A 26,006-nucleotide genomic window follows, 5' to 3' on the forward strand; every position below is an offset into this window, starting at 1 on the left:
CTATTGCGTTAGGAATGGTATTTTTGTTGCACTTTTTCTCTTTCTGTCTTTTGAAAAATCCTTAATTTTATAGTTTTTAATAAAAGCACAATATTTCTTAAATAAACACTGGTTGACCATTGTTTTTGAAATAAATTGCTTTTTTTCTTGTGTTTTTGAATCCACCCGCGTTGCAATGCAACTTACAATCGAGCTTTTATTACAATAATGCACTAAGAGCAAAATTCAACTGATTTAAAAAATGGTATCGCATTAGCTGAAGCTAAATAATTTAAATAGTAATTAAAACATTACTCAAAATGTGGCTAGACTATATTTTGAGTTTTTCGCTCCTTTATATGGGTATTTTGGGTTTTTAAAAATCCTAATTGTCCCTATTAAAGACTTAATTAGGCTACTGAGAGTGCTCATAAGAATAATAAAAAGTACCAAGATAACTTGGCACTTATATGTTTTAATAATTGTAATTATTAATCTTTAATTTTGAATTTGAATTCTTGAATAGTACTTTGGTATGGAATAGAGAAAATGTTACCAATAGTTTCATCTCCTGCAGAACTAGAATTATATGGTCAATGAATAGTCCTTAAATCTCTTTTTTCTTTAATTGTTCCATTTTCAATTAATATTCCACCCATACGGTCGATACCAGATTTGAAGAATTTTCAAGTGTCATCACTCTTACTTGTACCAAATACACTATCTTGTGGGTTTAAAATGTATTTCACTGCAGCTTGACTTTGATAATTAATAACAAAGCTATTAATTGAGTTAAAATCAGTTGATCTAGGTACATTAAATTCTAAATTAGAATTGTTTTGGGTAAAAATTAAATCGTTTTTATAAACAAATTCAGCGAATTTATCAGCAGTTCACACTTGTTTATCTACATCACTAGTTCCAAGAGAATTGTATCCATCCACCATTAAATTACGAACTTTTGTAAAGTTTCTAGACTCAAGATGTTTAATGTATGATTTGACTTCTTTTGTTGTTGAATCTATTTCAAATTGAAATACTCACTTAAACACTTCAACTTGCGGCATAGCTTTATAAATATCTGTACCACTAAATAAGTTTCCATAAGCATTTTTGAATGGTAAATCTCTGTCACCATAACCATTATTATGAGAACCTTGAGAAATTGGTTTACTTGGATAAATTCCATATACAATCATTTCTTTGTCATTTGGACTTAAGTAAACTTTATATCTACCATTATTAGAGTCGATAATGTTTGTTCATGAACCAGAAAAAGAGTTTGAAACTGGAATAGAAATTTTTAATCCTAATTTTCCTTCTTTAATAAGTTTTGCAACTTTATTATTATCACCAGTTAATTGATCTGCACTAATTGCAGCACTAGCTTTTTTGTAATCTTCATCTGAGATTTTAATTGAATTTTGTGAACCAACACCACCAAAGATATTGGTTGAAAGACCATTTCAGAATTGAGTTAATAATTCTTCATCTGTTTGGTTGATGTTTCATCCGGTGTCTTTAATTTTCATAACTGTTTGCTTGATATCTGAACCAAATTTATCTGTTCCATCTTTATTTGAAACAAAAACACTTCTTCCTGGCTGGATTTCAAGCATCGATGTTGTTTTGAATTTGATAAGTAATTGATCGCTTTGAAATTCTACAGTTGTAAAGTTATCGAAGTTTTGAACATTTCTTGGTGTAAATCTATAAACAACATCAAAGAGGACTTTTGTTGTTGAATAGTCATTACTTTGGTTTTCAATTGTATATCATGAAGCATCGCTTCTTCTTTTAATGATTACTCTTAAATTATCTGAGTTAAATTGGTTTTGTAAATCTTTGGATGTGAATTTGAACTTAGTAAATAAGTTCATTAATTCTCTTGAGTTTGTAATATCAATCTCTTTAACAGAAGCCTCGTTACCTAATAAATCAATTCTATTTGTAAAATCATTATATCTAGTTGAATCTAAAGGTGTAATTTGAGTAAATTTATTAACTACATCATTTAAAAGAAGCAATTTACGTGGTTTGTTAGCAAAAGTATCTGCTTTTTCGACGTTGAATTTAGTAGTATTTGTTTCTTCTTTTAATTTATTTAATTCAGCATCAGTGAGATTGTCTTCTAATCATGTAAAGAATTTTTCACTTTGGTTAATTGTGTTAACAATTTTTTTAGCTTCAGTTTTAGCATATTCATTTTGTCTTGCTTTTAACTGTTCTAAAGTTTCTTCTGGATTTGCTGCAAGTTTAGAACTTAAGTTAACAAAATCTGGCTTAATATCATCAACATTTTGTTTGTATGAGTTATATGCATCGCTATATAAAGTATTAATAGCTCAGTAAGCTGTATCAATTTTGTTTGATGAACTTAGGTCGGTAATAATTTCATTTAAGTTAGCTCTAGATGTGTAAAGACCTTTAAAGTCTTTTTGAATTTGCTCAACAAGTTCTTTCATTAAGCCTTTTAAGTCATATAAAGAACCAGCTTTATTCATCATTACTAATGGATCTGTAGTTGAAACTAATGTATTATAGTTAGTTTCATCAGTTGAAGCACCTTCTATACCTAAAAACGCATTGTAAGCCACATTAAATTTGTTATTGAAAATATTGATAATTTCGGTCATTCCAAGTTGTTTAAATAAACTTGCTTGTTGCTCATCTTCTGAAGCAATAAATGGTGAAATTGTATCTCTAAAGTCTCTAATAATTCCTTTAGAAGAATCTTCTTTACCAATGTATTTCTTCATATTATCTGAGTAAATTTGGTTAAATTTATTAATTCCAGTTTCAATTTGTGCTTTTGATTCACCTAAAATTACTTTAACTTCTTGAGTAAATAATGAATCTGAAGCATCAATTGAATCACTTGGATATTGTTCTTTAAAAGTTTCTTCAGTTAATTTAGATAATTCTGAATATGTAAATGTACTTCTTCTTGAAAGTTTATTTTTTAAAGAAATTAAGACATTGTATTCTTCATCTTTAATATCAACACTGCTTCTGATGTTTGAACTTGAAAAAGCGTCAATTAATTTATCGAGTTTTTTAATTTCTTCAACTAAAGTTGCTTGCTGTTCGTTTCAAATTTTTTCTTTTTGATTTTCAAATTCTTTATTTGCATAGTAAATTTTCAAGTTAACATCTTTAATTGTTATATTTTCAGGTAATTTAGTATTTGCTGTTCCATCATTTTCAGTGATAGCTTTTAAATCATTGATTGCTTTAGTTTCATAGCTTGAGTTAGCACTTCAACTTTGAGCAGTAATTTCACTGCGTAATTTTTCAGTTTGTGCTAAAAGAGCTTTAACTTGATTTAATTTTTCTGTGCGGATTTCATCAATTTTTTCTTGAAGTTCGTAAGCTTTATGAGCTTTTGCGTTTTCGTCATTTGGATTAGATGCAATTACTTGCTCTGCTGAATCAATAATTGCTTTTAATTCAGCATAAAGTTCTTTAGATCTTGGTGTATCGATGATATTTGAATTATCACCTTGTTGTCTTTCGTTGTAATAGTAATTTGCAAGATCAATTCTTCTTCTTAATTCTTTTGAATCTTCAAAAGCTTGAAGAACTATGTTGTTTTTGCTTGCATCAATTAAATCACTTTCACCAGTTACGCTAATATATGAATCATTAAGAGCTCTGCTAAGGTATTTATCTTTAATAGCTTTTAATTTTTCAGAATCATCACCTGTTTGTGCTTTAAATTCAGTAAGGAATTGATTTAAAAGCGCGTTAATAGGTGCTTTATCTGTTTGTGAAAGACTTGATGTTTGAACTGTTTCTTTGATTTTTTGGTAATCAACTAAAATTTCAATTTTAAGCATCTTGATTTTAATTGAGTCAACGAGCTTAGAAATTTGATCATTAGTTGTAAATGTTAAAAATCCTGCTTTTGCTTTTTTAATTTCAGCACTTAAAGATTCAATTTCTTTATTAACTTCAGTATCAGTTGAAACATTTGATGAAATTTTTTCTTCAGCTTTTTTAACAATAGTTGAAAGATCAATAAATTTATTTTGAAGTGTTTGTTCAATTATTTTTTTATAACCATCTACTGTTATAGTTGCAGATGTTAAATCAGATAAAGATGTTGATTTTAATACCTTATTTTTGTATAAATCATCCACTCTCTTTTTAAGAGCATTGTAAAGATCTAAATGATTGTTTTTAAGATCTGCATTTGCAAGACCATTTGCAGAATCTTCTCTATACTCAGTAATTAAATTGTTAAGTGCTGTTCTTTCATCATTTAAGTTTTGAATTTGAGCATTTTTATTATCTAAATTGTTAATTACATTTTTAATTTCAACGTTGTCTTTATCTTGTGAGTAAGGCTTTTTAGCTGTATTTTGTCATAACGCTTGAATAAGAAGTTTGGCATCTACTTCATTACCCGCAAAAGTATTTGTTAAGTTTTTGTATGTTTGAATTTGCTCTGAAATCTGTTTGTATTTTGCAACAACTTTTTGAGCTTCTTCTGCTCTAACTTTTATCTTATCAAGCTCATCTTTTGATTTTTCATTGAAAGCATCTTGTTGAATTTTATCTAATCAATTATCAACTTCAGTTTTCTTGATTTCACTATCTTGACCATTGTATACGTAATATTCAATATCTTTATTAGCTTTACGTGTTTTTTCGATTATTTCATGAATTTCTTTTATAACAGCTAATCTTTCTAAGTATTTTTTAATTTCATCTGTTTTAGCATTAATTGCTTCTGAATTAGCACTTTGTTCAACAACAAGTGCTTCACCTTCATTAATTAAACGAGTAAGTTCAGTATTTAATGATTTTAAGAATGCTGAATCACTATTTTGTGAAAGGAAATCATCATTTGCCACTTTGACTGCTTTAGCAAATTCTGTAATTGCAGGTAATTTATTTTCAAAAAGTTTAACCTTTTCATTAACTGATTCAAAAGTATCTAAAGTAGAAGCTTTGTTTACTTGATCAAGGAAAGCGTCATAAACACTATTTAAGTTTGCAAGTCCAGTTGGATCATAAGCACCAATAGCATCTTCTGTTTTTTCTCTTAATCTTTGAATAAATCCTAATGATTCATCTCTTTTAATTTCGAATGTTTTATATTCTTCAAATTGTTCATCTAAAACAGATTTTTTGTTTTCAATATCTTCTTTTGAATCAGTAAAGTTAACAAGAGAATTTGAAAGCATGTCATTAAGAACCTTAATGTCGCTTTCAAGTTTATCTCTATCACTATCTCTAGTTTGTTCTTCAGCAAGTTCCTCTTTTAAAAGCAGAATCTTCTTAGCAACTAATTTTTGAACATCAAATAATTGAGTTGCTGAATCTACTTTTTCTTTTGTCGCAACTGGATCATAGTTACTATAAGTATTTTTTGGATCATTTAATTCAGTAAGAACATTATCTGTGAAAAGATCAACAGCTTTTTTAACTGATGCATATCCTGATTTAGAATCACTTGTAAGTTCATTATAAGGATTGTTTGAATCATCAGCGTTTGGCGCTATATCTGATTTTAATCTTTGAGTAGCTTTAATTGCTTCATCACGATCAAATTCAAACTGAATTTTCTTATACATATCATCAAGATCTTGTAAAGTGGTTCTTGGATCATCTTTTAAAGCATTGTATTCATCGATTGCTTTAAGATAATATGGTTTTTCACTTTCAGGAAGATTTTGTTTATCTGCATATTTAGGATCGATTTCTTCTTTAAGAGCTTCGATTTTATCGATTTTTTGTTGATATAATTCTTCGTTTTCTCTAATTTTGTCTTGAATATCACTTAATTTAGCAAGAATTTCATCGTTTTTAGCTTTAATTTCTTCAGCTGTAGCAGTACGAGATTCTACTAAAAGTTCAGCTTCGTGTTTAAGTTGTTCAAGGTCATTTACAAGTTGCACTTGAATTGCTTTATCTTTAATTTGATCAAGAACAGCTTGTACATCTTCTTTAACTGAATCGTTAAGTTCTTTTTTAGCTTCTTCTTTAGCAAGGAAATCTTTAAGAGCTTCTGTTTTAGCATTAATTTCACTTGGTGAATCAGCAAGATTAATTCCATTATTTTTAATTGCTTCTTTAATTTGATCAATTAATTTTTGGTTTTTATCGGTATCCCCTTGCTCAGCGATTAATTGGTTCATTAAATCTGTAGCTTTTTTAAGCTCATCTACAAGAGGGTTAAATGCAGCCACTTTTTCTTCAGCAAGCTCAATATCGCTAGCTTGGTTTTTGTTAGCAAGAGCATCTTGAACAAAATCATCGATGGCTTTAATACCTTCGTTAATTTTGTTTTCTTCTTCAGTTGTAGGGTTATTAACTTTATTATTTTGAATTAAGTTATTTAAAGCAACAATATTATCTTTAGCTTTAGCAACTTTTAAGGCATTAACTTCATTTAAAGCATCATTATTAAGTGTTGCAACTTCGCTTGAGTTAGGAATGTTATCTGATTTAATTGCGTCGATAAGATCGCTAATTTTGTTTTGAATTTCATTAGCTTTTGGAAGCTCTTCAGCTGAATATGTACCTTTATTTGGTGATTCTTCTGTTTCAGTAATAGCTGGAACAAGTGCTTGGAGCTGTGTATCTTGAAGATCTTTTAATGAAGGAAGAATTTGCTCAAGTTTAGCTAAATCTTCTTTGGTTTTATCGATGTTTTCAGGATTTGTTTTATCTCTTGCATAAGCTTCTTTGATGCTATCTAATTTATCTAAAAGAGCTTTTTCAATTGGTGTTAAAGGCCCAGAAGTTTTAGTATTTGGGAATGTTTCATTGATTTTCTTTTTAAGATCATTGAACATTTTGTTTTGTTCTTTTTCACTAATTGCATTTGCTAATTTGTCATTTGCAAGTGAAAGTTCTTCTTGAGCTTGTTTTAATTGTTCCTTAGTTGTGTTTGGATCTTTTAAAATTGCATCAAGAGCAGCTTTTTTAGCTGCAACATCTTGCATTTCTTTTAATGGTTTATCATCTAAAGTGTTAGCTTTGGCAAGAAGATTGTCACTTCTATCCATTGCATCAATAGAATCTTTAGCAATAAGTGCTTTTTCAGTGTTTTCTTGAACTTTTCTAGCAATTTCTTCAAGGGCAGCTTTAACTTCATCTGCATTATCTGCATTTAAAGAGTTTTTAAGATCTTCAGCTTGTTTTTTGAAATTATCTAAGTTAGTAGCAAAAACTTTTTCAACTTCTGTAGGCACATAATTTGGATCATTATCCACGTTGAAAATATCATCTAAATGATCTTTTTTCTCATCAATTAACTTTTGCACTTCGATGTATTTATCAACAACTGGTTTGATAGCAAGAAAATCATTCATTTTCTCGATTGCATCTTTTAAGTTGCTAATTGTAATAGGATCGGTTGTGCTTGAAAGTTTTTTGGTTAAATCATCAAAATCAGCAATTTGTGCAAGCATATCAGCTGCATAATCACTTGGATCATTGTTATAAAGATCTTTTAAGGCTTGAATTTGGTCATTTAAGTTTTGTGCTTGGTCTAAATAATCATTTTTAAGTTCATTTGATCAAGCTTTGTAAATTTGTTTAAGCTCAGCAACAGGAATAGTTCCAAGGTTTTTAGTTGCATCAATTTTGTTTTCAAGCTCATCTAAATCAGATGAAATATTTGGTTTAAGATTTTCTTGATCTTTTAATCACTTGATGTCATTTCTTAAATTATCAAGCTCATCCATCATGATTTTTGAATCTGAAACAGCTTTATCAAAGACTTTTTTCATTTCATCAAGGATTTTTTGAGCTTCTTCTTTTGAAGCTGCTTTTCTGAATTTATCTTCTAAATTATCAAGTCTTAATTTGTCAATGTCAGAAAGGAATTTTTTATCATAAGCATCATCAATTTGAGCTTCTAAGTCTTTAAATTCATCTTCTAAAGCTTTAAGGTTATTGTAATTATCATTGATTTGTTTTTTAATATCTGCAAGTGATTCAGTATCGCTAGGAAGATTATCTAAATCTGGAAGATCTTTTCTGAATAAATCATCAAAGATATCAAGTTGCTCTGTAGCAACAAAATCTTTAATTGCTTTTTTAAGTTCTTCTGGATCTTTACGGTAATCACTTTCTTTTAATAAAGTGGTTTGTAAGTTTTGAATTGCTTCATCTAAATCAGCTTCTGAACTTAAGTTATTTTTAACATTATTGTATTGATTTATGGCATCTTGAATTTCTTGTTTAAGTTTTGGGTTAATATCTGAATTTAATAATTGGTTAGCTTTATCAACAAGTGAATCACCTGTGTTTATTTTTTTGTCTATTCTTTGTTTAAGTTCTTCAAGTTTATTTAATTTATTTTGAACAACAATTTCTTTAGTTTCAAGATCATTTAAAGTAAATTCATATCCATTTGAATATTTTTCTAAACTATCAACTGAATCAAGAAGATCATTTTTTAAGTTAGGATAAGGGAAAGTTTTTTCAAACTCTCTAGCTTTATTTACTAATTCATCAGCAACTTGTAAGTATCCGTTTTGTTTTGCAAGTTCTTCTTGAAGCTTTCTTTGATATTCTTGAAGCGCTTCAGAAATATCGTATGAAGGATCACTTTCGTATCTAGCGAAAGCTTTTTCAAGCTCAATTGTAGGACCTAAGCTAAAGTTACTTTTTAAAGTTGTTTCACGTAAAAGGTTTTTTTGCTTTTCTAAAATATCCTTAAGAATTAAATAATCTTCTTTAGGCATACTTGGTGAAAATGCATTTGATACTTCCTGAGCTAACTTATTTAATGAATCAGACATTGTTTGAATTTTTTCTCTATCAGTTAAGTTTTTGTTGTTTAAAACAACATTATAGTTTTTAATGTTTTCAAATGATTCGGAACTAATTTTGTCTTTAAAGTAGTTTGATTTACTTGCTTGCTCCATTGCAGAGTAGCTATAACTTAATGTTACTAAAGCTGAATTTGGGTCAAGACCCATAGTTTCTTTAATAAACACTAAGTGCATAGTAGCAGCAGCTACAGCTACACCAGCTGCAGCGGCTACTCCACCAATTATTTTTTTAGTTTTATTACTCATTTGTTTCCCTTTCTTCATTATTTTGTAATTCAAGATCTGATTTGTAAATTTTAGCCATGTAATCTATGTTAAATGTGTTAACGAATCCGTTTGATGCAAATGTCATTCCGTTTCCATCATCAGTTGCATCTGAAGCACCTTTTCCATCCGCAAAGTAAATAGCACCTCTAGGTGGGAATGAAGTTGTTGTACCACTTGGTCCACCAGTTGTGTTAGCAATTGCATAAGCAGTATTTTTGTTAACGTATTCTGAAAGAACATCTTTAGCCATTTGTAATGATTTTTTGTAATTCTCAGCTGCATCAGTATCTGAATATGTGTATGAATTAGATACGTAAGCAATAGATCTGTTTGCTCAAGGAATACCTGCAATAAAGTAATTAGCACTTGATGAAGGAACAATTTCGAATAATCAAAGAATAATTCCCATTTTCTTGCTATCCACATCATAAACTGGAATAGCAATTAAGTGAGGTACATATGAAATTGAACCATAGTTATCTGATGGTAATAATCTTCAGAATGTAAGATCAGCACTTTTGGCATATGTTTTACCTTTGTATCTAAAGTTTCCGCCATTTTTAGCTGAAATGTTAATGTTAATTCTTTCTTTTTGAATATCTAAAGTACGTTTTCATTTTTTAAGCTCTTGCGCTCATTGTTCAGCTTGCTCATTTGCTGGATATTTTGATACTCTAGCTTTTGCAGCTTTTAAGTTAGGATCTAATTCTACAAACGGGTCATTCATTTCAAATGATTGACCTTTTAATTCAGTAAGTTTGTCTTCTGAATACATTGGTAAGTAAGTTTGTTCATTATAAAGTGATTGTAAGTCGTTATATCCTGAAACAATAACACTAGGTGCTGTTTCCGGTGTAACTCCACCTTTTGCATAATCAAATAATACTGCACCTGGAAGGTTTTCAACAGGAGTAGATTTTCAATTTTCGCTCATTTTTTTAGATCAATCAGTTTTGAAGAATCCTTTTGTACTTGAGAATCAATCGTTATTAATTTTAATTTCTGAATAAGTTTTAAATCTTGATTCAACTCCTGTTCAGTAAACTACTACTTCCCCCGTATCGTTGAATACTGAAGTTGTTGAATCATTATTATTTGTAGGCATTGTAAATTTAACTAAAATGTTGTATTTTACATTTTTGTAACTTGGGTTAGCCTGAACAATATCTGTTAATAAAGGTTGACCATCTTCATCAATGTATAAGTAGACTTTAACATTGCTATTATTGAAGATTTTGCTATTTTGTTTTACAATTGAGAATTTGCTAAATAAGTCTAAGAATGATTGTCCATCAACTAAAAGAGCTTTTTTATCTACCCCACCAACTCTAACTGTTGTGTATGCAGCATCTTGAATTTTGCTTACAGCATCTGTTCAATCATCAGCATATTTACCAGTTACAAGTTCTAAATCATTGTAATTATAGTGGTATGAATCTTGACTTGGTTTGTTGTAAAGGTATTCAAAAAGATCTTGTTTGTTAACTGGACTATTTAATCAGTCTCTAAATCCTTTTGCAGAACTTAAAGCTCTTTTTACTTTAAGAAGAACCATTGATGGTGAATTTAAATCAGATGCATCAAGTTCTTTTTTAACTAATGAAGTATTTGTATCATTTTTGATTTTTTCAGCTTGAGCGCTTTGAACATTGAATTGTTTTTTAAACTCAGCAAAGATAGTATCTCTTTGATCTACTGCATTAGTATCAAGTCAAAGATTTAAGTACTCATCAATTTGAGATCTTCTTTGAATGTAATCAATGTAAATATTTTTAAGCGCTTTGTTATCAGTTTCACTATCACCAAAAATTAATTTATTTCATTTTGTATTTTGCTCTAAGATAGCTTTTGAATAATCTAAGAATTTATTTTTTGAAGCAACAAGAGCATCTTTATCAGCATCATTAACTGGCTCATCTAAAGGATTTGTTCCTTGAGTTGAATTTGTTGCATTATCAAAACTTGTTGTATCTAAGAATGAACTTAAATACTCACTACTTGAAGTGTCAAAATGCATATCATTAATGATAGTTCTTAAGTTAGAAGGTGTTGTTCCATCAGCACCTGCACTTGGAGCTGTAAGTTCTTTTTTAGCTTCATCAAATTCTGTTTTAAAGCTCTTAAGTTTTAAGGTTGTTGTTTGTTTTACAAGTGTATATTTAGAGTTAAGATCTTTTCTTTTCTCTTTAATTTCATTAATTGTATCAGTGTAATTTTCATATTGTGATTCTGAATAACTAGCAGTTGAATTTGTATAATCATTGTCAATATTTCATAAAGCAGGATCAAAGCTTTCAATAGCTTGAATGCTTGTAATTAATGATTCAATATCACTTGATGATAATCCATATAACTTAGCAAGTTCAGCTTTATCAATTGATTTAGAAGCAATTTCAGAATCTACACCTTTGAAAATTTGAGCATATTGTTTTGATCTTACAAGAAGTGATCTTAAACTGTTTCTTTCATATTCGAATAATGCTAAAAGTTGAGCTTTAATTTTAGCTTTTGATTGCTCAATTAACTGATTGCTTTGCTTAATGAATTCAATTTCTTCTGTTTGACCTTGGTTATCTGATAAGGTTTGAAGTTGCTCAATAGCCTGAGCTTCAAAATCATCCATTTTTGGACCATTATTAAATCCATAGTTACTATCTACATATGATTTAACATCTTTAGCATTAGCAAGTTGTGCTTTTAATTCTCTAAGTTTTTGATCTTTTAACTTAGCAATAAGCCCTGTTGAACCATCATCAATTTTGTCAATTTCAAGTGATTTAGAAATTTCATCATGATTTAATTTGGTAAGTTGCTCTTTAGCTTTTGCAATTTCTTGATTTAATTGCACGTAAAGATCATTCATTAAAGCTGTATCAGCATTTGCACCATCAGAACTTACTTTTCTAGCTGCATAAATTGCTTCTGCTTTAGTAAGAACTTTCTTAAGGTTAATTGAGTTAGCAAGTGCAACTTTTAATGAAGTATCACTTTCACCTGTTAAGTATTTTTCTTTGAAGTTTTTGTTAAATTCTTCAGAAGAATAATACGAATTTGTGTAGTAAATTTCTTTGAAAATGTCATTTAAGATTTTTTGAAGTGGTGCAGATTCATTTGCTTCAAGGAATACATTTTCACTATTAGCAAGAGCTGTATCTTTGTTTTGCACTTTATATGAATCAAGTGTTTTTTGGCTTGCTACATATGCTTTATAAAATTCAAGTTTATCAATTTGGAATTGTAATAATCTCTTTCACTCATTGATAATGTTTTGATCCACATTATTTTGGTAAATTGAAAGAATTGTTCTAGAATCTACAAGTAAATCACCTTTAATAAAGCTAATTTCTTCTTTTACTTGATCAAGTAATGATTTCATGTGAGCATTTTCTTTAGCATAATCATCAGCTTCAATTTCAGTAACTTTAGCTTCTAAATCACTTACTTTATCAGCAATTATTTTGTATGGATCAACTACTTTATTTACAGCAGAAATATAATCTGTGTAATTATCTAAATCAGTTGTAGTGTAGCTTTCTGAAATGTAGTTAAGAATATCAAGATAAGCCTGGCTAATTTTGCTATTTGCAATTGCATATTTAGGTTCATCTTTAGATAATTTTTCATTAAGAGTTTCAATATTATCTCTAATACTTTGGATTTTTATTTGTCTATTTGTAAATAGAGCAATTTTTTCCTCAAGCTCACTTTGTAAGTCACTAATTTTAGTGTTAATAACTTCATTTTTTCAAGTTAAAGCTGTATTTTTTAAGTTGAATTTAGTATCATTATTTGTTTCTTGTGAAGCAACAGTAAATAATGCTTCAGCTAATTTGTTTTGAAGATCAAGATTTTGTTTGTATTTAAATAAATCATATTGAATTTGGTAGAAAGCTTTTTTAGCTTCATCTTGAGCTTCTTGCAATTGAGTTTTTGAAGTAGCTAATTTTTCTTTAAGATCAACAATTTGAGCCTCAATTTCAACAACTTTAGCTTGTGCGTTTGTTATAGTGTTTTCAGAAAGAGATGAATCATAACTTCTTTGAGCTTGAAGTTCAGTAACTCTTTCTTTAGCAACTTCTAATTCTTTAACACGTAAGCTAACTTGGTTACTGTATCTTGTAATTTGAGTTACTAAATCATCAATTGTAGATGTAACTTGTTCAAGTTTTGCTTTATCAGCTGCAATTTTAGCTTGAATTGTTTGGTTTTCTTCTTGTGCTTGACTGTGCTGTTCTTTAATAGCTTCAGCATCAGTATAGTTTAAATTATCCGCTTCTTCTTTAGCAGCAATTTCTGAATTTAAAATTGATTCACCAATGTTTTTAGCATCAAAATCAAATCCAAAGTCTTTTAATGAATCAGGAGATACATTTAAATTGCTAAATTCAGCTTTTTTAGCTGTAGCATTGTCTTTAACATTTGTATAATCAGTATTAATTACTTCTTCTTGAGCTGTCACTAAGTTTTTGAAGTTTTCAAGTGAAACTGAAATAATTGCAAGTTCTTTTTTGATTTCAAGAGTGTTTACTTGTGTATTTGCATAATCAATTGAATCTGCAAAGTTTTTAAATACTTCAAGTGAAGCAAGCATTTTAGCTTTAACTGATTCTTTAGTTAAATTGCTAAAGCTTTCTTCAGTTGCTTCTTCATTAATTTTGAATGTTAAATTATCAATATTTCCAAATCCATCAGCATAGTCAATAGCTTCTAATTTAGCTTTAACATTTTCATAATTTTTATCAAAGTCTTTAATAGCATTTAAAAGAGCTTCGTAGTTTTTAACTTCTTCGTTTAATTCACTAATTTGTTTTGAATCAGGGTTTGTGTATTTAGCGCTAGCTCTTTTTTGTAAATCTTCATTGAATCTATTTTGAAGAGCCTCAATTTTTGGATCTTGAGTTTCTGCAAGAGCTTCTTTAATTTTTGTATCAAGACTATCTACATTACCTGCAAGAACTTTAATTTCATCGATGTTTTGATTAATTTTTTTGTAAACATCTTCAATTGCTTTAATTGCATCTTTACCTTGTGCATTTGCAAGTTCTTCTTGTTTCTTATCAAGAAGTTCTGTAAGACCTGCTAATTGACTTGTTCCGTATGAATCAGCTGGAATTTCAGCTTTTAAAGCTTCAAGGTTGTCATTAACTTGTTTACGTAATTTTTCTTCTTCAACTGCATTATATCTAGCTGTATTAAGGTTTTCAGCTTTAGCTTGAATTACAGCTTTATCATCAGCATTTGGATCAATTAAGTTCTCATTAATTGCGTTGATAATTTCCTCTTTATTTTGAGTATCACCATATGCATCAAGTAATTTTGTAGACTCATCAGCATAAGTTTTAAGTGAATCCATTTTACTAATGTATTCATTTAACTGCGCTTCTGTTAGTTTAGGATCTTCTGAATTTACTTTTTCAAGTCAATTATCCATTGAATCTTGAATGTTTTGGGCAAGTTTTTCAGTTGGGCTTGTATCACCATTTGTAGTTGAAGTTGTCTCAGGGAAAGCATCTTTAACAGCTTCAATTTTAGCTTTTTTATCTTCAAAAACATCTTTAAGATATTCAAGCTTCATTTCTTTCATAAGCTGTTCAATTTGCTCTGGAGTAGCTGCATTAATAAAGTTATCACCTTCTTTTTGAGCAGCAATTTTAGCTCAAGCAGCATTAAGTTTATCTAAACTATCTTCAGCAATTCCACGTTTTGAAGTAGCTTCTAATGCAAGTTCATCATATAAAGCTTTTGCTTCTTTATATTTATCATCTAAAGCTTTTTCTAAGTTTTGTTTTTCAGTTGCTCCTAAATTATTAGCTCTTTCGATTTCTCTTTGAAGTGCAACAAGCTCAGCAGCTGTTAAATCTGGATTAGCAAATTTCTCTTTGAAAGCAGCAATTTTGTTTTCAAGATTAGGTTTTGATGTAGCAAAAATTGCTTTATCAGCATCATCTTCTGAATAAACTTTTTCAATTTCTTTAAGTGCATCAGCAACACGTTTTTTAGCTTCAATTTTGTTTAATTCTTCAGCAATTCTTTGAATTTTTGCATCAATTTCTGAAGATGGATCATTTAAGTTGATTGTATTTGCTTCAATAACTGCTTTAAGTTGCGCAGCTACTTCTGGATAAGTATCTACAAGTTCTTTGTATTTAGCTTGTGCTTCTTTTAATTTAGCAGCAAGAGGAATGTTGTTTTGAACTTTTTCAGTTGTATCTTGAATAGTTTTAGCATTTGTAGAAGGATTTACAATTCCTTCAGCTAAATTTTGTTGATTTGTAATATTATCTGTGATTAATTTTTCTAATTCTTTATATGCTGCAGGATCATTTTCTTCTGAAGGTGTAATGTAAGTTTTTAAATCATCAAGAGCGTTTTTGAATTTAGCTTTTTCTTGAGCAATTTGTAAATCTTCTTTTTCTTTAATAGCAGCAGCTTTTAATTCACCGTATTTACCTGTACCAACAGCTGGATCTGTAAGATTATTAATAAAATCATTAATTTCATCAAGTTTAGCTTGTGCCTGTGCAATTTGCTCTGCTGGCTTATTAGCTCCAAGACCCATATCTTCAGTTTTTCTAATTTCATCTTGTAAAGCAAGACGTTCTTTTTCTAAATCAGCAGCAGCTTTAATGTTATCTTGAAGTTTTTTAATCGCAGCTACAGCAGCATCATAAGCTGCTTGGTCAGTATTTGGATCATCTAAAATGGCTTTTTGTTTTTCAAGTTCAGCTTTGAATTTTTTCTCAAGTTCACTTGGAATTACACCATTACGGTAAGGAGCAAAACCATCATTAATTGCTTTTAACGCTTTTTGGTAGTATTGATCAGAAATAAGTTTATTTCTTTTCTCTTTAATTAAATCTTCAAGTTCTTTAACTTTTTCAACTTCACGTTCAATATCATTTTGATCTGGGTTTTTAAATACATCATTTTGAGCATTTAAAAGACGGTCTGCGTCATTAATTTCTGAAAGAAGTTGTCTTTTAATTTCTGGGTTAGCATCAAGGCTAGCAATAATATCTAAAAGCTTATCTTGCTCATCCATTAATTTTTGAAGGTCAGCTTTTGGAGATTCAAGAGCTTTAATTTGGTCATAAAGCTCGTCAATTTGAGCTTCTTTTTCCTCGTTAGTTAAGTTTGGATCTGAATGAACAGTGTTGATTTTGTTTAATAAAGCATCAATTTTATCTTTGTAAAGATTTGCTTGAGTGTTTCTGTCATTTCCATCTGCCATTGGTGGAATTGTGTCTTTAAATGCGTTAGTTTCTTTGTTAATTTGAGCTACTTTTTCACTTAAACGTGCATCATCAAGTAATTTTTTGTACTCTTCAATTCTTGGTTCAATTTGCTTGCTTGTAGCACTTGAATAATCATTTGTAAGAGGTGTAGAAACTGTTTCAAGAGCTTTTAAAGCTTCTTTAATTGCTGGTGATACATCAGGGTTATTTTGTGCATCTTGCCCTGCAGCAATTAAGTTTTTAAGTTCATTTTTATTTGCGTCTCTAAGTTTGTCAAAAAGTTCAGCTACTTTATCTTCAGCTTCTCATGTACGATCTTCTTCCCCATCAAGATCATCTCATTGCTCTAATGATTGTGCTTTTAAAGCTTCAGCTTCAGCTAAAATTTCATTAAGAAGTGGTTTATCTGCAAATTCACTTGGAAGTTTGGATTCCACTAAAGCTTGTAATTTTTCTAAGTCGCTATTGATTTTTTGAGCACGAGTTAATTTTTCAATAACATCATCAATTTTTTCATTTTCATCTTCAGATAATGCTAAAAGATCTTCACCATTAATTGAAGTCATTTCATCTTTTAATTCAGTTTCTTGTGGTGTAGAAATTAAGTTGTTTTCTTTAGCTTGATCAATTAAAGCGTTTGTGTTATCAATTGATTTTTGTTGACTTTGTGCAAAATCAATTTTAGCTTTAGCATCTTTTTTAAGCTCAATAAGTTTATCTTTAGAAATATTTGGATCATTTAAAGCCTCGCTAATTTTAGCAAGGTCGCTAATAAGAGTGTCATTTAAATTAGCATGATCAAGAGTTGGAGCAGCATCAATAATAGCTTTAATTTCGTCTTTTAATGTTGATTTATCTTTGTTTTGATCATTTAATTCTTCTTGAATTGAATCTACTAATTTTTCAAGTTCTTTTAAATCGTCAAGTTTGTTATTTGCATAAGTTAAATCTTTTGAAGCTGCAGCTTCATCGTATTTATCTACTTTTGCAAGTAATTTTTCTTTTTCAGCATTGCTTAAATTTGAATCAAGAATGTTTTGTCTTGCAATTTCACTTTTGTTTAAGTATTTTTGATACTCAAGCTCTGTTTCTTTTTTAATTTCTGAAAGATTTGCAAGTGCATTTTCAAGATCATCTGTAAGTTGAGAAACATTCTCAGCTGAAATAGTGTTAAGATCTAAAGCTGCTTCAAGAGCATTAATAAGCCCTTGAACTTTAGCTTTATCTTCTGGTTTGTAATTTTCTGGATTTTCAGCAAGTTCATCTTTAATTTTTCATAAGATGTTTTGTGCTGGCACAATAATTTCATTTTGACGATCAAAAATTCCTTGAGTTTGCTCTTTTAACTTATTAGCAAGTTCAAGTTTTTCAGCTTCATTAATATCACCATTTTTAAGTGAGTTGATAATGTCTCTGTTGTTATCTAAAAATTGAGCTTTAAGTTCTGGATCCTTGATTTGGTTTGTGATGTCTTCTAAAGCTTTCTCTATCCCCTCTTGAGAATTCTTTCTAATGGCATCATTTAAAAGTGCATAATCAAAGTCACGATCAAGTTTATTAGCAAGTTGTTGAGCACTAAGTGAGTTGTAATCTGGATTTTGCTTGTTGTGTTGAATTTCAAGTAAAATTCCATAAAGTTCATCTTGTGTCTCTTTGCTTAAAGTAGATTGCTTAGTTTTTGGATCAATGTGTGAGTTAAGGTAATCAACAATTTTGTTTTCAAATTGTTTGATTTGTCCAAATTCTTTATTGACATAAACTTCACGGTTATTTTTTGGCTCTTCTTTTAAAGCAAGAACAACTCCAGCTAAACCTGCAGCTGCAATAGCACCAACTGCAACAGTTGTTTTAGATAAGGTTTTTCTTTTGTTCATATTTACCTCTCTTACCTATTTTTCAAAGTAATTAAATTTATGTAGATAGTGTTTTTTTAATTACATAAATTTTGTTTTCGTATATTTTTTACTTATATTTATTAATAATTTATTATTAATAGATTTATTTTAAAGTTTTAATAACAAAAAAAAAAAAAAAACAAGTCTGAAACTTGTTCGTTTGTCCCTAAAATATGGTATAAAAAGAATTTAATGCTTTTTTTAGTAATAAAAAAATAAATTATTCATTTTCTAATTTACAAATTTTAGTAATTTTTAAAAAGCTATATTTTGTAATTTTTTTGACGCTTTTTTTAATTTTTTGTATGAAATTGCTCAGGCTAGTAATTAAAAAATAGCAAGGATGATATTGCTATTTTTTAATTATCTGAAATACAAATTGGGATTAACCAAAAAGTCCTCTTTGTCTTTGAAGAACTGTTCATAAACGACCATCTAATCCTGTATCTTTATATTTATAAAAGTCAGCGATGTATGCAATCTCAAGGCAAATTAAAACAAGTAAGACAACAATTAATAAAATCATAAGTCCTCAGAAGATTTTTCTTTTTGTTGTTCAAACTGGTTTTTGTTCTTCTTGTTGTTGATTGTTTTCGTTTTGTGTTTCTTCTTTAATTTCTTGTACTTCTTGTGTTTCTAATGACATTATTTATTCTCCTTGCTTAGTCAGTTTTTCTAATTATAATATAAAAGCAATATTTTATTAAATCTATTTAGAAACTGTGAAAATATTTTTTTAAACCTATTTTTAGGTTTAAAAATCTTTTTTAGCTTCATTTAGAATCGAGTTATATAAATTAAAATACTTTCCTTTATTATCTAAAAGTTCAAAATGCTTTCCTTGCTCAATAATTTTACCTTTTTCTAACACCACAATCTTATCAGCATTAATAATGGTGCTAAGGCGATGCGCAATAATTAATAAGGTCTTTTTATTGCTTAAGTATTTTAAAGCTTCTTGAATCTTTTTCTCTGTTATAGTATCAATATTTGAAGTGGCTTCATCCATAATAATAATTGGCTTTTGCGAAATTAAAGCTCTAGTAATTGAAAGAAGTTGTCTTTGCCCTTCAGAAAGGTTTCGTCCATTATTAATTAAAATAGTTTCATAGCCACTAGGAAGCTTATTGATAAATTCATCAATTTTGGTAAGCTTACAAATTTCAAAGAGTTCTTTTTCTTTAATATCTGGGTTGACCATTTTTAAATTATTAAAAATGGTATCTTCAAAAAGGAATGTATCTTGGGAAATAATGGCAATTTTATCTCTTCAAGATTTTTGGTTAATTTTAATTGAGTTTTGATTATCAATTAAAATTTCTCCACTACTTGGCTCATAAAATTTAGCTAAAAGCTTGGAAATAGTACTTTTTCCACTTCCAGTATGCCCAACTAGCGCTAAGCTAGTTTGTGCAGGTATTTTGAAACTAATATTACTTAAAACCACATTGTCTTTGAGGTTTGGGTAATGAAAATTGACATTTTTAAATTCTATATCACCTTTAATAAATTTAAGTGAATCAAGTTTTTCGTTTTCAAAAGGAATTTGATATTCTAAAATCCGCTTGATTCGATCTCAAGATGAAAGGCCATTTTGCAATGTATTTGAAAAACTAAGTACCGTCATAATTTGACTCGTTAATGATGAAATATACATTGAAAAAGAAGTAATTACCCCAAAATCTAGCTCTTTAATTCCATAGCTAGGCATTTTATTTAAGAAAAAATAAGTACTTAGTGAAACAATAAGCAGCTGATTTACAATGTTAATAAAATTGTAACTTGGGTATAAAATATGTCAAAAAAGAACTGATTTTCTTCCTGCGTTTCGTTCGTTTAAACTAATTTGTTCAAATCTTTTATACACTAATTGTTGCTTTTGATGAATTCTAATATTTGGAAGTGAATCTAAAATTTCTTCAATATAACCGTTATATTCTCCATAAGCATCTTGTGCTTTTCTAAAGTATTTTTTGGTTTTCGAAATTATATAAATGAAAATAAGCCCAGTTAATGGAACTAAAATAATTGAAATTAGCCCTAGAATTGGTGCATATAAAAACATTAAAGTTGCATTTAAAACAAACGTAAAAATGACCCTTAAAATGTTTGAAACAATACTTGAAAGTGAGTTAGCTAAATTTTCAGTATCATTGCTAATTGCAGCCATTAAATCACCAGTTTTTTCATTTTCAAAAAAGTTCATCGGCAGCCTTTGAATTTTTAAATATAAAGTTTCTCTTAAGTTTTTAGCATATAAATTAAAGGCTTTTGAAAGCATTAGTGAGTTAAAAATGGAAATGAGTCTTTCAAAAATGTAAAAGAAAAACAAGATAATAACTAAAAGGAAATAGAAAGAATATTGATCTTTTCAAATCTGTTCAAAATTGTCACTACTAAAAAAGTGACTTACTAAAAAACCAATATATCAAGAAATTAAACTACCAATTCCAGCTGTTAAAAAGACAAAAAGAAGAAGTAAAAATCATTGCTTTTTACTAAAAGGTAAAATCGAGAAAATTTCTTTAAGATCTTTAAATGAAATTTTCTCATTCCGGTTTGATATCCTTATTCTCATTTTATTTTTCCTTTTGACTTTCGAATATTTCTTGATAGTATTTATTATCTTTTAATAGTTGCTGGTGTGTTCCAATTCCTACTATCATTCCTTTATCTAAAACAATGATTTTGTCTAAGTTTTCAATTGTTCTAATTCTTTGCGAAATGATAATCAGGGTAATATCTTTAAAGTTATTTAAAATTTCTTTTTGCACGTTTTTATCAGTTTGGTTATCTAATGCACTAGTAGTATCATCTAAAACTAGAATTTTAGGTTTTTTAATAATTCCTTGTGCGATGCTAAGTCTTTGTTTTTGACCACCACTTAAGTTAATTCCATGCTGACCAATTATTTGTTCATAGCTTTTTTCATATTCATTAATAAAGTGAGATTGTGAAATATTAATAGCTTGATAAATTTCACTTTCAGAAGCATTTTCCTTAGTTAAAGTGATGTTTTCCTTAATTGAACCACTTAAAAGCATATTCTTTTGCATAACTGCAGAAATATTGCTTTTTAAATAACTTGTATCAATTAAGTTTAAATCATAACCTCCAATTTTAACTATTCCTTGGTGGGGTAAAATTTCTCTAGTAAGTAAATTAACAATGGTACTTTTTCCGCTACCAGTTGAACCAATTATTCCAAGTGAAGAATTAGCTTTAAGTTCAAAAGAGATATTTTTAAGAGCATCTAAATCTGGGTTATTTGGGTAAATATAAGAAACATTTTCAAAAGTAATTGATCAATTAGTTGGTTTAATTTCACTAATAACATCTTTGATTTTGCTTTCTAAATTAAGAACCTCATAAATTCTTTTAGAGCTAGCACTAGCTCTAAAAAGTTTATTCGATTCAAAACACACTTGAAAAATCCCTGAAGAAATGAGTGAAAGGTAAGCTAAAAATTGATAGATATTTCCAACTTGACTTTGGATGTTGCTATTTGTATAATTTTTAGCCATAATTCCAAAAATTATAAATACTAGAATATTTCCAATTGCAATGCAAGCGTGAATAATGGGTCACGCAAGTGAATCTCTAAAAGATACTTTGTAATTTAAATTAAGTAAGTTATTATTTTCTTTTTGATAGTGCTCAAAGCGAGTTTGTTCTAAGTTATAACCTTTAATAAGTTCAATTCCGTTGATATCTTCTTTGGCATTATTTGCTAATTTATCTAAAATATAATTTTCCTTTCTAAATAAAGGAAAAAGAAATTTAATCGCTACAACCGAACCAATAATTACGATTGGAATATTTACAAAAATGGCAATTGATAAGTTTAAATCTAGATTTAATGAGAAAAATAAACCTCAAATAATCAAGAATAAACCATTAAATAAAGAACGACATAAAACATAAAAACCGGCATTGATTTTACCAATATCATTTCCAAAATAATTAATGATTGTAGCTTGTGAAAGCTCAGTAATATCATCTTTGCTTAAGTGAATAATTTTGTCAAATAGTTTTAATCTAATTAAATGACGAATGTGACTAATTGTATATTCACATAATCTTTGTGAAGTAAATCATAAAATCAAATTAAGAAGTCCAGAAGTAAGAACTAAAATAATTAAAAATTGATACACACTTAAAGACGAAGGTGGATAAATTTGTCAATGAAAAATTCTAACAACTTCAATTGTCTTGTTATGATCAATCATTATAATAAATTGCTTTATAAACTGCGGAATTCACATTTCAAAAAAACTCGGCAGAATTGAAATTAAAGCACAAAGCAAAATTCTTAGCTTTGTTTTTGTATTTAATAAATTCAAAATTCTAATCATAATTAAATATTATAAACATTTCAAATGAATTAAATTAGTTCATATTTTTCCTTATAACATTAAAATTTGTGTTTGTAAATTCTCTATCAATAAAAAGAAAAATCATTTAAAAAAATTTAAAAAATTCGGGCTCGCTTTTACTTAAAAGCTCGCCTTTTTTTGTCTTTTTGGAAAAAATAGACAATTTTGCTTAATTTATTTTTTGCATTTAGACAAAAACGCCTTATTCTTAGCTAATTTCGTCTTTTCGGGTCACTTCTTTTTTTTTTTTTTTGTTTTAATAAAAATGAAAAAGATTACTTGAGAAAGGGAAAATATGATTAGAAAATTAATTAAACTTTCACCTGTTGTTTTAACAGGTAGTTTCTTACCATTTATGGTAGCGTGTAATGATAAAAATAATGCAGGTGATAATGGAGAAAAGAGTGGAGATAATAATGGTTCAAGTATTACTAACACCCAGCAAGATAATTCTAATGTTAGAATTTTAAAAGAGTTTCAAACTCAAAACCAAATTACACTTACAAAAAAATTAGCGGAAAAAAATTGAAACCCAGAAGAAAAAAACTTATTAAAACAATACTCTTTATACAAAGAAACTTATGTAAATTATTTTTTACAACTAACAGACATTGTTTTTAAATTACCCGCTTACATTGAAAAAGTTTATAACGACCCAAATTTACTACAAAGAAATAGAAATTTTATGTTTAATAAACTTTATAGTGAAGATGGAAACGAACTTGATAAAAAAATAAGAAAATTTAAACAAACTCTTATTGAAAACATTAAAAATGCTACAATTATTCAAAAAAATAGATTTAAAACTACATCGCTTCCTTATGCAGATGTATTTGAATTTACTTATTTTGATTTTAGAACTGAAAGTGGAAATCAAAATTTAACCGTCCAGGAGTTAAATAACACCCGTTGATACTACCAACCAATTAATTATTCAATTGTAAATCAATTTACAAGTCTAATTTACTGTCTTTTTCCTACCGAAATTGATGTTTTTGTAAATGATAATAATCTTAAAGAAATTCTCAAACAAATAATCATTAGTGAAGATAGAATGGTTAGAATAGAAAAAAAATTAAACCTTGTAAATAAAACCAAAAAAACATTTTATGTAAAAGAAAATGGAGAAATTAAAGAACAATACTTTGATAGTGTTTTTGGAGAAAATGTTTCTTTATTAAACGGTTTTTTAGATAGTTTAGATTTACCTATTGCGGACTAATACTATAAATAATAAAGGAAATAAAAATTATGAAACTTAAAAACTTATGAAAACCACTTGTCTTTTTACTTACCCTTTTCGGGGGGGGTATTTAGTAGTTGTATGGTTGTTTAAAACAAAATTACCAATTGTGAAAGTTATTATTATAATTTGACTAACTAAAATAGGGCGCGAAAAGTAGACAAAAAAGTTTAATTTGCAAAGAAACCTCAATAGTTTTGAGGTGTCTTTGTGGTTTTCCTAACTTTGACACTTTGGTCTTTTTTAAGACTTTTTGAATTTCTTAATATATTACATATATTAAGAAATTTTTTATTTTTTTATTTCATATATAGTAAATATATGGTATAATGTGGTAAAAAGGACAAATTATGGCATCAGTACAAATCATCAAAAAGAATAAAACACAATATGTAAGAATCGTAGAATCATATTGAGATAAAGAAACTAAAAAACCAAAAATTAGAGAAGTAAAATTTTTAGGTAAATTAGAAGATCTTACAAAAGATAATCCAAACTTCATTGAAGAATTAAAAGAATCTGTTAGTTCAAAGAAAAATCAAAAACAAAAAGATAGAAACGAACAAATTTTACAAATCATGAATTCTTTAAAATTGGACAAATTTAAAGGAACAGAAATTAAAGGATATGGAAATTTAGTTTACGAAGAAATCATAAATTATCTAGAATTACCAAATTTCTTAAATGACTTACAAAAGAAAAATAGTAGGTCAAAATATGACCTAGCATCAATTACAAAAATGCTAATTTTAACAAGAATTTTAGAACCATCTTCTAAAAGAAGTTCAGTTGAAAAAATTAAAAAATATTGATACAAATTTGATGATAGTTTGAAAGACATTTATAGATCACTTGAGTTTTTACAGGATAAAAAAGCGGATATTTTAAAACATTTAAATGAACAATTTGTAGACAAAATTAACAGAAATTTAACATTCTGTTTCTATGACGTTACAACTGTTTATTTTGAAAGTTTTATACCTGATGAACTTAGAAAATTTGGTTTTTCAAAAGACAATAAAGTTAACCAAACTCAAGTTGTTTTAGGTCTTTTAATCGACGATATGGGAATACCGATTTATTATGATTTATTCCCTGGAAACACATCTGATTTCTTGACTTTAAAACCTGTTTTAGAGAATATAAAAAGAGACTTAGGTATAGATAAAATTACTATTGTTGCAGATAGAGGTTTAAACTCAAAAAGTAACTTATTAGCCATAAAACAAGCAGGATACGATTACATAATGGCTTACAAAATCAAAGGTAAAGAAAATAAAATTGAAGGAATTTATGATCTTGATACATATAAAATGATGTATGAAGAATTCAGTGTGAAAAAACAAGATCACAAAGAGCTTTTTAAATCTAATAATACCTTTTATGAAATTGACAATAAACTGATTTTAACTTTCTCTGGAAAGAGACAAAGAAAAGATAAAAAAGATCGTGAAAGACTTATTAAAAAAGCTGAAAAATTACTCAATTTATCAGCTATAAAATCAGAAATGAAAAGAGGTGGTAAGAAGTATTTAAAACTTTCAGCTAACGAAGTTGAGTTAGATCATCAAGCGATTTTGAAAGATGAAGCCGCAGATGGATTTTATGGAATTTTAACATCTCATGAAGATATGGATGAAATGGAAATTATTGAACAATATTCAAAACTTTGAAAAATAGAAGAAAGTTTTAGAGTGATGAAAACAAACTTTGAAGTAAGACCAATTTATCTTTCAACTGAAAAGACAATCAAAGGACATTTTTTAATTTGCTTCCTTGCACTCACGATTCAAAGATATTTAGAATTTGTTCTTGAATATTGTGGTTATCCGCTTCCTACGAATAAAATAATTGAATCAATTAAAAATCAAAAATTATCAATTATCCCAGAAATAAATACTTATATTAAATCAGAAGAATCTGAAGAGTTCAAAACTATATTAAAAGTTCTTGGACTTAAACCAATTGAAACTATTGGTAAATGTGAAGACGTAAAATTTACTATATAGGAATTGTGATATAAAAACGACGAATAGCTCTATATTGTAGGGTTATTCGTCGTTTTAAGTTTTAAAAGTGTCAAACTTAGGAGTAGACAAAAAAGTTTAATTTGCAAAGAAACCTCAATAGTTTTGAGGTGTCTTTGTGGTTTTTAATAATCATATTAATATTTTATTTTCATCTAAATTATAACTAATCAAAAAAATGTAATTTTT

General features: G+C 28.2%; 7 protein-coding genes. 2 read left to right on the forward strand and 5 right to left on the reverse strand.

Annotation, left to right across the window (positions count from 1 at the left end; all coding sequences use genetic code 4):
- Positions 1–470 precede the first annotated feature (470 nt).
- The 5 genes from GOQ20_RS03675 to GOQ20_RS03695 form a co-directional block, all read right to left on the reverse strand.
- Positions 471–9,020 (reverse strand): hypothetical protein, encoded by an 8,550-nt coding sequence (locus GOQ20_RS03675; protein ID WP_167845452.1) that lies wholly within the window; start codon positions 9,018–9,020, stop codon positions 471–473.
- On the reverse strand, positions 9,013–18,150 hold the full coding sequence (locus GOQ20_RS03680; RefSeq protein ID WP_167845453.1) for a hypothetical protein: 9,138 nt from the start codon (positions 18,148–18,150) through the stop codon (positions 9,013–9,015). Before GOQ20_RS03680 ends, GOQ20_RS03675 begins: the two co-directional genes overlap by 8 nt.
- 406 nt (positions 18,151–18,556) lie before the next feature.
- Positions 18,557–18,817 (reverse strand): hypothetical protein, encoded by a 261-nt coding sequence (locus GOQ20_RS03685; protein WP_167844892.1) that lies wholly within the window; start codon positions 18,815–18,817, stop codon positions 18,557–18,559.
- A gap of 108 nt (positions 18,818–18,925) precedes the next feature.
- Positions 18,926–20,749 carry an ABC transporter ATP-binding protein gene (locus GOQ20_RS03690; RefSeq protein ID WP_167845454.1) on the reverse strand — a complete coding sequence of 608 codons (1,824 nt, stop codon included), beginning with the start codon at positions 20,747–20,749 and terminating at the stop codon, positions 18,926–18,928.
- 1 nt (position 20,750) lies between these two features.
- Positions 20,751–22,400 (reverse strand): ABC transporter ATP-binding protein, encoded by a 1,650-nt coding sequence (locus GOQ20_RS03695; RefSeq protein ID WP_167845455.1) that lies wholly within the window; start codon positions 22,398–22,400, stop codon positions 20,751–20,753.
- A gap of 442 nt (positions 22,401–22,842) precedes the next feature.
- Between GOQ20_RS03695 and GOQ20_RS03700 the strand changes: the two genes are divergently transcribed.
- Both GOQ20_RS03700 and GOQ20_RS03705 read left to right on the forward strand, forming a co-directional pair.
- Positions 22,843–23,769, forward strand: coding sequence for a hypothetical protein (locus GOQ20_RS03700; RefSeq protein ID WP_167845456.1), 927 nt, complete (start codon positions 22,843–22,845; stop codon positions 23,767–23,769).
- Positions 23,770–24,140: 371 nt separating this feature from the next.
- A complete protein-coding gene (locus GOQ20_RS03705; protein WP_167845019.1) occupies positions 24,141–25,799 on the forward strand; it encodes an IS1634 family transposase in 1,659 nt (552 codons plus the stop codon).
- The last annotated feature ends 207 nt before the right edge of the window (positions 25,800–26,006 follow it).

Origin of the sequence: Mycoplasmopsis gallinacea (assembly GCF_012220205.1) — a bacterium.
GTDB classification, from domain to species: Bacteria; Bacillota_I; Bacilli_A; order Mycoplasmatales; family Metamycoplasmataceae; genus Mycoplasmopsis; species Mycoplasmopsis gallinacea_A.